The following is an 11,717-nucleotide window of genomic DNA, read 5'->3' as shown; positions in this document are numbered from 1 at the left end:
TTAGGACGGACCCCATCAGGTCCGTCCACGGGCAGTTCAATTACAAAAGTACAGCCTTTTCCAGGGTCTGACACCACGTCAATGGTACCACCGTGGTTTTCAGCAATGATAAAGTAAGAGACAGAAAGACCAAGCCCTGTACCGTCCCCGATCTCCTTTGTGGTATAAAAAGGTTCAAATATCCTTTGACGGACCTTTTTATCCATGCCCGGCCCATTATCTGCAACATGAATAACCGCCATGCGGTCCTTAAGGTCAATGGAAATGGTGAACTCAGGATTCCGGGACAGGGGGGGGCACCCATGGCCTGGGCGCCGTTTTTCAAAAGATTGAAAAAGACCTGCTGGAGCATGGACGGATGCCCCTTGATCCTTAAATCCTTGGCAGCATAATTGCGGATGATTTTAATATTTTTAAAATCATGCTTTTTTTTCAAAGAATAATCATTATAGGCCAGCTCAATGGCCTGGTCCACAAGGTCGGGAAGGTGGATCTCAGACAGATGGGCAGACTCCTGGCGGCTGAACGAAAGCATGTTGTCCACAATTGAAGCAGCCCTGCCCCCGGCCATGACAGCAGAGTCCATGAGCCTGAACATCCCGCGTTTTTCCATATAATTTTCAAACAGGTTTAAATCCAGGCCCAGCTCTTCTGCTGTTTCACGATTTTTGGGCAACTCAGGAGAAATCCTGTTTTTCATCACCTGGAGATTTTGAATAATCCCGGCAAGGGGATTGTTGATCTCATGGGCCATGCCCGCGGCAAGTCCGCCCAGGGAAAACATTTTTTCCGTCTGGATCATGCTCGCCTCCAATGCTGCCTGTTCGGTCACATCGTCAATGCGAATCACGGCCCCTTTCATATCCTTGGCCATCAGGGGATAGAGGGTAATATCTTCGTACCCGGGCCTTTTGTCATCCGGCCTTGCCACCCGGGCTTTAAAAAAAACCTTTTTATCCCCCACGGCATCTGCCATCTCTTTGGCCATCCATTTGAGATGGGGAAACCTGTCCTGGAACAAGCTGCCCCTGGCACGCTTTCCTGAAATCCCCGTAATCGCATCTGCCTTGAGGTTCCATTGGGTGATTTCCATTTCATGGGTGACGCCCACAATGATCGAGGGCATGGAATTGATCACATCTTCAAGATAATTCTGAAGGGAAACCAGTTCTGATGTCCTTTGGGCCACGGAGACCTCCAGCGTATCCCTGTGCCTGGCCAGGGAGGCTTCTATTTTTTTCCGGACCTGGATTTCTCCATGGAGGCTGGACAATGTGGTTTTAAGCCGGTCTGCCATCCGGTTAAAGGCCTTGGACAGGGCGCCGATTTCATCATTTTCATCTCCGCCTGTGATTCTGACATCCAGGTCTCCTCTCTCCACCTTGCCAATGGCATCCAGCATCCGGTCAAACCGTTCATAAACCAATTTTCTGAAAAAATAAACCACCACCACCCCAATGAGAACCAAAGAGACCAACCCAATGACCCCGGTGTACCAGCCGATCTTCTGGGCTGCCAGAAAGGCTTCATCCAGAGACTGGGTCACCACAAAAATCCATTTTTTATTTTCCAGGGTCTCATAGGCGGATAGCCATTGCCTTTGGATATAATCAAAGACAATGGACCCCTTGCCTGTGGCCAGAATCGTTTGTCCGAACTCATGGATACCAATCCAGGTCAGGGGAATGGAAGGATCTGAGACCGACACGACCAGACCGTCTTCCTGGGCCAAATAGGCAAATCCCTCCTGGCCCAGCTCAAAATCATGGATAAAAAAAGAACTGAACCCGGAAACATTGACGGCGCCGGCCAGAACCCCCACAATCTTCCCCCCCTTTCTCAGGGGGACTGAGATCACAAAGACCTTTTTTCCGGACTCCCGTGAGACAATAATATCAGGTTCATCAGAAAATCGCGTACCTGGACTGAGAAACATCACTGGGAAGGCAATAACACAGTAAGGATTTTTATGCTTGAAATGATGGTGTGAACATGATCATGTTCTAATTTTTTTGTGTTATTCGCACAAAATCGGAGAATGAATTAATGTCCACAAGCTTCATATACCATGCCTTTGGCCTTCGTGACTACTTTTATAAAACAACGCGTTTCATCGGTGGAATAATCACTTTTGAACTCATACCAAAACCGGAGGCGGTAAAATGCCCGGAATGTAATTCCAGGTCCGTCACCAGGAAAGGGATTGTGACAAGAGATCTCAGAACAATACCGGTAGGTTCAAAACCCGTGATTCTCAGGACGGCTATCCAGAGAATTTGGTGTTCGTTCTGTCAATTTGTCCGGCAAATCAAACTATCCTTTGCCCAGGAGGGGAAAAGCTATACCCGGGCTTTTGAACGGTATGTCTTGGAGTTGTCTCAGTTCATGACAATCAAAGATATTGCCATCCATTTAAGGATCAGCTGGGATACGATAAAGCAGATCCAGAAAGAAGACCTGCTGAGGCGTTATCGAAATATCCCCCTTGAGAAAGTCCGGCAGATTGCCATAGATGAAATTTCCATAGGGAAAGGGCATAAATACTTGACCATCGTGATGGATCTGGAATCCGGTAGAATTCTGCACGTGGGAGAAGGAAAAGGTGGTGAAGCTTTGAAATCTTTTTGGACAAAAGTGAAAATATCGAAAGCAAAAATCAAAGCCGTCAGCATCGATATGTCCCCGGCATACTTGAGTGCTGTTATTGAAAATCTTTCTGGTTCAGCAATTGTCTTTGACAGATTTCATGTTGTTAAATTGTTCAATGAGAAACTGTCGGATTTCAGGCGAAAGCTCTACAACCTTCTTGCCAATACCGGGCAACAAAAACTTCTGAAGGGAGTCCGGTGGCTTTTGTTAAAAAATCCCGAAAACCTCAGTGATGACAAGAAGGAGGCCCAACGGTTAGAAGAAGCATTGAAAATAAATCAGCCGCTATTGGTAGTCTACTACATGAAAGAGGAACTCAGGCAAATATGGAATCAAAAGAAAAAAGAAACAGCTGAAAAGATAGTCAGCAATTGGATCAATCTGGCCAATATTTCCAAAATTCCAATGTTGATGAAATTTGCCAAGACCTTGGCTGTGCACAGGCAAAGAATCCTTTCATACTATGATTACAGGATATCTACAGGTCCTTTAGAAGGGACAAATAACAAGATAAAAACCATGAAACGGAAAGCTTATGGATACAGGGATTCGGAGTTTTTCAGGTTGAAACTTTTGGACCTTCACAATAAAAGGTACGCATTAATCGGATGAACCTAATATCAGATATCCAGATTTCATTGTTGAGCGAGGCCTGAAAATATACCCTGTCCCCGGCATTGGAGGCGGTACCCGAAGATTGTGCCTCAATATAGGCCCCAAGCTTTGCAATGGTGTTCAGCTCCCTGAGCTTGAGGTCATCGGGCACTGAAAATTCAAACACAGATGCAATTTTCGCAAAGATCTCCACCTGTTTGACCGTGTCAATGCCAAGGTCCGCCTCAAGATCCAGATCATCTTCAAGCATATCCTGTTCATACCCGGTCTGCTCGGCAATGATCTGCCTGACCTTTGCCACGGGCCTGGCCGCAGGCTCAAGCACCTGGGCTGATGCCCCGGTCAAGGAAAGTGCCGGTAGAACAACGGATTTTTCAGCCCTATTGTTCTGCAAGGGTGCCATATTTTCATTGGCCGACACCATCTTATCCCGGGAATTTAAGGGGGCCTTGTCCCCGGCCACCAGGCAGAGAGTGTTGTCAATGGTCTTAAGTTCGGGATTCTGGGAGCCGGAAACCTGTCTTAGCCATTTTTGATAGACCCGGTTGCCTTTGACGGGATTTTCCTCCACCCGTTTGACAAATACAAAGGCAAAATGAGACCCAAACCCGGCCGCCAGATGAAGTCCGTATTCAGCGTCAATCTTTTTCTGGCCGGAAAAATTAAGCTTTCTAAACTCTTTTGGAATTTTGGAAAGATTGGCAATGGGCGGGGCTTTTCTCTTCTGCAAGGCCTTGACCATGACCACATCTTCCACAGCCGCTCCCAGGGTATGACCGGTAAATCCCTTGGTATTGGAAATGCATATTTTGCTCAAATGATTGGCAAAGGTGCTTTCCAGGGCCTGGACTTCGGCATCGGCACTTCCGCCCCGGGCCGGGGTATAGGTTTCATGGGACATGAACAAAAGTTTGTCCGCATACTGGTCCTTGGTCAGATGATTTTTTTTTCTCCACCTTGACGATAAATTTTTTCATCTCATAGGACATATGGGGCACATCAATATTGTAGGCGTGATAGGCGGAATTGGCAATGTGGGTGCCCAAAATCTCGCACTGGCCGTTCATGCCCCTCTGGGCGGCAGATCCTTTGTCTTCGATGACCAGGCCCACGGCACCGGCACCGAGGATGGTGCCGTTCCGATCCTCGTCAAAGGGTTTGGCTGCCTCGGAGATCCGCTTTTTAATGGTGGCGGCGCCCAGGGCTAAAAATCCCGAACCAATCCACTGGCCCTGGTGCGGGGATGTGGCATTCTCTCCCCCCACAACCAAGACCCGTTTGCACCGGCCCACCCGGATCCAGTCTTCGGCAATGCCCATGGCCAGAGTGGTGGAGGCACAGGCAGAAGAGACCAGGGTATTGGGCCCTTTGGCCTTGATGATCTGGGCCAGGTGGGCCGATCCCAGAGGACAGGCATTGAGCAGAAAATTTCTGTCAAACTTATAGGATCCAATATCCGCTCTTTTCCGGGATTTGGCCTTGAAAAACCAGTCGGTGAGCTCATCTTTGATCCCAAGATCGCTCACCTTTTCCATGAGGTAATAATAAATTTTTTCAAATTCCTCATAGGGTTTGAGAAACAAGGTTTCATAATAGTATTTTTCAAGTTCTGAAATCAGGGTCTCTCCGTTGGGCCAGAGCGAGGTAATGATGATGCCGGTATCCTCCTGCATCTCCTGGGGCAGGGCAAAACCGTCCGGAATCATGGAACGGCCGTCTTTGACCTTTTTGTACTGCATGACCAGAGGGATGTTGGCATCTTTGAGGGCCTCAATGCCTGCGGCAATGCCCATGGCCATGGCCACATCATATTGTTCTTTTATGCCGTATTCATCGGTGAGATTAAAATAGCCCAGCTGCCCTGCCAGATGGATCACATCCTCGGTTCGGGTAATCTGGACAAATCTGGCATTTCCGTCGGGCTGCTTGAACAATTTGGTGATATTCTTGTCGGTAAATCCTGCAAGGGCCCTTGAATCCAGGGGTTCAATAAAATTTTCCCCGTTGAGAATGGCATCAAAATTATCCTTGGCAAAGACCTAACGCCCCTTGCCGGGCAGCCCCACGGAAACGCCTGAAATCACAATCCCATCGGTGTTAAATTCAAACCGTTCCATGGCATCTACGGCCGCCTGTTCTTTAAGGCGCTTAAATTCCTTGAATAAAATCTGGTCAACTGCAGACTTGTTGTTTTGTTTAAAGGACTCAAAATCCTGAGACATTTCTATTGGGGACAGCTCCTCTTTATTTTCAAAATTTTCATTGACCGATTGGACAGGCCGCGGTTCAAACAGGCTGGAGCAGTCCATGAGATATTTGCGGCAGGCCTCAAACGACTCAAGTTCACCCTTGCGCCCGTCCACGGACACGGCTGTGCCGAACTCTCCGATATTGATATGTTTGAGCAGGTTGACCAGCAGTCTTGATGGCCCGATTTCAATGAAATGGGTCTGGCCGGACCGGTATACATATTCAATGGATTTTATAAATTCCACAGGGCTTGTGATCTGGCGGGCCAAAAGATCTTTTACCGCTTCCGGATCTTCAGGATAGGGTCTGGCCAGGGTATTGGAAATAATCCGGCCATAACCTGAGGAACTAAACTTCAATGTATCCAGATAGGTCCGAAGGGATGTTGCCGCCCCGTCCAGCATGGGGGTGTGAAAGGCGCCGGTGAGGTTGAGTTTTTTATACACCTCACCTTCCCTGCTTAAAAACTTGCAGAAAAGCTCAATATCCTGGGCCCGGCCGGAGACGGCCGTCTGTTTTTCCGAATTCTTGTTGGTGATATAAATATTGGAGACATAGGATTTGCGGATCAACGCCTGGGTGAGTTTTTCATTTTTAAACACCACCATGATTTTGCCCGGGTTTTCCAGGGTGCTTTGAAACATCAGATCCGACCGTTTGATAATCAGATTCATGGCATCTTCAAACCCGAGTACCCCGGAACAAAAAAGGGCGGTATATTCTCCCACGCTGTGGCCGATATAATAATCGGGTGAAAACCCTTCCATGGCCAGCCGGCTGCACAGCGCTGCAGAGGAAAGAAACACACTGGGCTGGGTGTTCTGGGTGGAGTTGAGCTGATCATCTTCTCCAAACATAAGATCCAGCAGAGAATATCCCCTGGATTTTTTAAAAATGGCTTCGCCCTTGTCCATCACCGATCGGATATGATCGTCAGACGCGTACAGCTCTTTCATCATGCCCGGACGCTGGGCCCCCTGGCCGGAGAGAAGGGCCACCATGCGCAGTCGTTTACCACGGGGGTCTGCGGAATGGGGGGTATCGGTCAGCACAAGATCTCTTGATTCAGGCGTTTGGTGTTCTTTGGACATGGCCGCTGCCGGGACTGCCATGGCGGCCGCCACAGGCGAATCAGCGGTTAGGGCAGGTTCAGTTCCGGCGGTATTTCCGGCCGGGTCCAGAGCTCTGGGCAGGCTGCCCATGATCAGATGGCCGTGGTTGCCGCCGATCCCATTGACATTGGCGGCAAACCTCAATGGTTTGCCCGGGGTCTGGTCAATCATCTTTTGGGCAGGCCTTAAATTTTCGCATTGATTGAGAATGGAAAATTTTTCATCATAGTTGAAATCCGGTAGAATTTTTCCCCTGGCATTCATGAGCATGAGCTTGGCCAGGGCCACGGCCGGGTTGGCTGCCTTGAAATACCCGAACTGGGGCTTGACATTCCCGCAGTGCATTTCATGATTAAAGCAGGCCTGGGTCACCTGTTTTTCAACCATATCCCCAAAAATATTGGAAAAGGCAAAGAGGTCCAGGTGGCTGACATCGGATTTTCTGACACCTGATTCTTCATAGGCCTTGTCAATCACATCCACAAAGGTCTTTTCAGAAGGTGCCAGCAGATGATCCAGCACGGAAGAGCTCATGGCGCAGGCATTAATTTCTCCGAGAATATCCATGCCCGACGCTTTTGCCTTTTTCAGGGTGGTGACCACATGGATGGCCGCCCCCTCTCCCATGACATACCCCCTATCCCTGGAATCAAAGAAATTGCAATCCCCCGGGGACAAAAGCCCCAGGCGCTTGAAAGCCATGAGCACGGCAGGGTAAAGGTTGCAATCCACCCCTCCGGCCAGAACAAAGTCAAGATCCTTTTGTTTCAGATGGCGGATGCTGTTGCGGAATGCAATTGTGGCAGAGGCGCAGGAGGCATCCACCACGTAATTGGCACCGTTCAGGCCGAAAAAATTGGCAATCCGGCCTGAAATAATATTGGACAAAAGCCCGGGGGTGGTGTCTTCATTATTTTCCGGGATACTCTTTTTAATGGCATCCACCATGGCACGGGACAGATTTTTACCCACGGTCTTGTCCAGGCCCGGGCAATTTTCAATGAGATTGCCGATAAATTGTTTTCTCACCCGGATGATATTCCGGCTCTGGCGCTCTCCTGCAATGGTGCCGAGAATGACCCCGGTTTTTGCCAGTTCGGTTTTGGCATTTAAAAGCCCTGAAGAACTCAAGGCATTGTCTGCCGCCTCAAGGCCGAATATCTGACCCCGCTCCACAGATGCCACCATCTTGGGAGGCATCCTGTACTTGAGGTTGTTGAATTTATGGCCTTTGACCATGCCGGCCTTGACCATGGGCAAATGGTAAAACGAATCCTTACTTTCATCTGCATAGGCCTGATTGTCAAACCGGTCCACGGGAATTTGGGCGAGCTGCTTTTCCCCGGATTCAAGTTTTTCCCAAAATGTGTCACTATTGGCAGCCCCGGGCAAAAATGTCCCCAAACCGGCCACCACAATACGGTCATCATTGAAATCATAGGCAAGGTCCTTGAATATATTTCGCTTCAGGGGATCATATTGGGAGGTCATCTCTTCGAGCACCAGATGGTAATTAATGCCGCCAAATCCATAGGATGAAATCCCGGCCTTTCTGCTGGCCTTGTTCTCAGGTTCCCAGGCCTGGGCATCCTTGACAATAAAAAGAGAAGAATCATCCAAATGATGATCTTCAGAAAGCTGTTCAAACTGTCCGTTGGGGGGAAGCATGCCCTTGTTCACGGCCAGAATTGCCTTTAACATGCCCGCAGCACCGGCACATCCCAAAAGATGTCCGATCTGTGATTTAATAGAGGAAACCCCGGCCCGGGCATCTTTGTAGACCGCATCCAAAGTGGTCAGCTCCACCTGGTCACCGACTGTGGTGGAAGTGCCGTGGGCCTCGATAAACCCGATATCTTCCAGGGTGATCCCGGGGCGGACCGCCTCAAAACAGCGTTCCAGGCTCAAGACCTGGCCCTTGGGGTTGGGAGCGGCAATGGACTTTCCCCGCCCGTCGGAACTGGATCCGATCCCGTTGATGATCCCGAAAATCTTATTTTTATCCCGGATGGCATCCTTCATCCGCTTGAGCACATAAACCACGGCACCCTCGCCCAGGACAAACCCGTCAGCCCTGGAATCAAAGGGGAAAGAGCCTTTGGCCGACAAGGTCCCCATCTTGGCAAACCCGACAAAGGATTCAGGGGCCAAATGGGTATTGACCCCGCCCACCACCACCTGGTCATGGTCCCCGGATAAAAGTTCACCGCAGGCCTCATCAATGGCGATCATGGAAGAGGCGCAGGCAGCATCCACAATATAGTTGATCCCCCGTATGCCCAGATATCTGGCAATTCTTGAGGCTTCAATATTCAAAAGGATCCCGTGTACCGGATTATACCCCTTGTTCTCCCCTTCAAGGCCTGCCTTGAGGGCATCTTTTACATCCTGGATTTGTGCCTGGCTCAGATCTGAAAAACCAGGCAGTTTTTCCAGCATGGAGACCAGTTCCGGATACCAGTATTTGAGCTGAAGGTCGTTTCCCAGCTCATTTGACAGGCAGGTGGCAATGATCACGGCTGTCCGTTTGGGATCATCACAGATCATCTTATCATTTTCATCCAAAAGCCCTGCACTTTCCACGGCTTTATACGCTGTGGAAAGCACCATTTGCTGGCTTCTGGACAAATGTTTTTCCTTGCCGTCAAGATAACCAAACCGTTCTTTGTCAAACTCAAATCCCTTGATATGGCCGGCAAGATCAGTATAGGTTTTGTCTTCGGCCTTTTTATCCGGATCATAGTAAAGCGCCCGGTCCATACGAGAGTCCGGCATGGGCGAAATGGAGTATTGCTTGTCAACGATATGGGCCCACAGCTCTTCCGGGGTGTCGGCATCCGGCAAGGTGCAGCCCATGCCCACCACGGCAATCTCGTCATGAATCCTGTTTTGGGGACTTGAAAAAATCTCCAGACCGTTTAAATGCCTGAACATCAGAGATTTACCTGCAAAATACTGCTCATAGATATTTTGAATGGAAACCGGTTCCTTAAAAAAGGCCAGGCTGTCCCCCACCAGGAAATTTCCTTTTTCCCTGTGCTCCTCACCCTCAAACCAGGTATAATGTTCCTCTCCAGGCTGTTTAAAATCAGGTAAAAATCCCTTGGCACCGATGAGGAGGGATCCGATATTCTTCTTTTCAAAAGCGCGCTTCCGGTCTGACAAAGAGCGATTTTCCCGGATCATCCGGGCAAAGGGGGTGGGTGCGGTTCTGGAGGCAAGCCCTAAAGTCCTGCCGATGACCACGGTCTCATTTTGTTCCAGGATAATATCCTGATATTGCTTCTGAACCGCCCGTGTCTCTACGACTTCATTTGAAAAAATGATAGGCAGTGCCCACCTGAAGGCCGATCCTGGCCCCTTTGGCCGCCAGAAAAGAGGTCAGGCCAGAAATGAAAAACGAGGCATAACAGGTGGTAATCCCCCCGGCAAATACCAAAAAAAGACCTGAAAGATCCCGGCCGGTATTGATAAGATCGGCAATGGCTGCCTCCCAGAGCACCATTGAGGTCAAAGACCCCACATGCCCGCCGGCCTCTCCTCCTTCAAAAATAAACCGGGTACATCCGTTTTCCAAAGCATTTTTCATCATGGAAACCGAAGGGGTATGCAAGTATGTTTTTGTGCCGGCCTTTTCCAGTTCTGCCACCTGGGAGGGGACGCCCCCGGCAAACAGGGCATAGGGCACCTTATGTTTTTTGACCATATCCAAATGGTTTTGCACCTGGGGGTTAAAGGCCTCTATCCCCACAAGGCCGGCCCCGAAATTATCCAGTTTGTCAGCCCCGGATCGGATCATCTTGTCGGCCAGATCCACAGGCAGGCTGCCCACGGCAAAAAAAGGAAGCGCGCCGGCTTTCAGCACCTTGGAAGCAAAGGCGGGATTGTCTGAAATATTAGCCATGGGTCCCTGGATCAAAGGATATTGGATATTCTGGTCCATGGCAAATTCAGAGTTTTCCCGGACCGGATCATGCTGGTCCACCAGGTCCAAATGAATCCCCAAACGCGTAAAAAACCCATGAACCATCTGGGATAAGGAGTTTGAGTTTTTGACAAAATCCTTGGCAAAAAGACTATCCTGGCCCAGGTAAAACAGGGATTGGAAAAACTCAGCTTCAGGATCATCAAGGGCGGTTAATTCTTCTGCAATACGCGGATAAATATCCCCGGTTTTTTCTTGAAAAAGGCGTATGGCCTCTTGTTTCAGGTCTTTGACAATCTTTGTCCCAAGTTTTGCAAACACCCTGAAAATCACATTTTTTCCAAACCGGATCTGGGTGGAATCCCCTTCGTCCACATTGGCCAGGACCTGTCTAAACCGGTCTGAAACCGGAGATTCCTCGGCCAAAAGCATCCGGCTGTCCATGACAAACCCTGCAACCCCTGCGGCCAACATCCCGGCAGCCGTATACTGTCCTACCCCGCCATGGACAAAAACGGGCAGACCGCTGTTTTTCAGATACCATTGCATGAGAATAAAAGACGAATACCGGGACACTCTTCCACCGGCTTCATTCCCTTTAACCACCAAGGCATGGGGCTCTATTTCTCCAATGACCTCATTGAGCCCTATATCCAGAATTTCGAGAAGGATCTTGGTATCTCCAAAATCTTTCAGGCCTGTTTTTAGGTCAAAGGAATCATCTTCCGGGTCAACAGGAACCACCAGAAGATCCAGATTCAGCAGATTTTTCTGTTTCAGCTCATTGATAATATTCTTGTCAAAACAGGCCAGCCTCAAACCGAACCCAAGCCCCTCTTTGGAAAGCAGCGAGGCTTTTTCAAGGATATCTTCCCGGGTTAAAAACTCGGTGTCAAACACGGGCAGGGCACCGGCCCCAGATATTGCCTTGATATATTTGAGGTCAAAAACCTTAGAGGGGGTATAAATCATCAAAGGCAGTCTTGAGCCCAGTATTCTTCTGATCATTGTTGAATCTCCGTAAAATATTTGTGCCAATTCCAAGATCAATGCCCCAAGGAGAAAACCGAGGATAAAGAACACAAGACCTTGAAATAATAAGTTTTTTTTAAGCACCTCACTATACGCCCCCCGAGTGGCTTTGGAGTTGCCTTGCATTTTATGAA

At 49.1% G+C, this 11,717-nt stretch carries 2 protein-coding genes and 1 pseudogene; 1 reads left to right on the top strand and 2 read right to left on the bottom strand.

The annotated features are described in order from the left end of the window. Positions 1 to 40 precede the first annotated feature (40 nt). The gene (locus tag HUN05_08935; protein ID WDP85241.1) at positions 41 to 1,936 is read right to left on the bottom strand and encodes a HAMP domain-containing protein; all 1,896 of its coding nucleotides are present in this window, start codon (positions 1,934 to 1,936) and stop codon (positions 41 to 43) included. Positions 1,937 to 2,046: 110 nt separating this feature from the next. On the opposite strand from HUN05_08935, the gene HUN05_08930 reads away from it, so the two are divergent. Beyond that, positions 2,047 to 3,261: an ISL3 family transposase gene (locus HUN05_08930; protein ID WDP85240.1), complete on the top strand. Its 1,215-nt coding sequence runs from the start codon at positions 2,047 to 2,049 to the stop codon at positions 3,259 to 3,261. On the opposite strand, the pseudogene HUN05_08925 reads toward HUN05_08930, so the two are convergent. Then, positions 3,209 to 11,559, bottom strand: a pseudogene (locus tag HUN05_08925) (acyltransferase domain-containing protein). The gene HUN05_08930 and the pseudogene HUN05_08925 sit on opposite strands and share 53 nt — an antisense overlap. Between the last annotated feature and the right edge of the window lie 158 nt (positions 11,560 to 11,717).

It is taken from the genome of Desulfobacter sp. (assembly GCA_028768545.1).
Lineage (GTDB): Bacteria > Desulfobacterota > Desulfobacteria > Desulfobacterales > Desulfobacteraceae > Desulfobacter.
The sequence above is the reverse complement of the archived record's forward strand: the minus strand, read 5'-3'. Positions and strand labels throughout refer to the sequence as shown.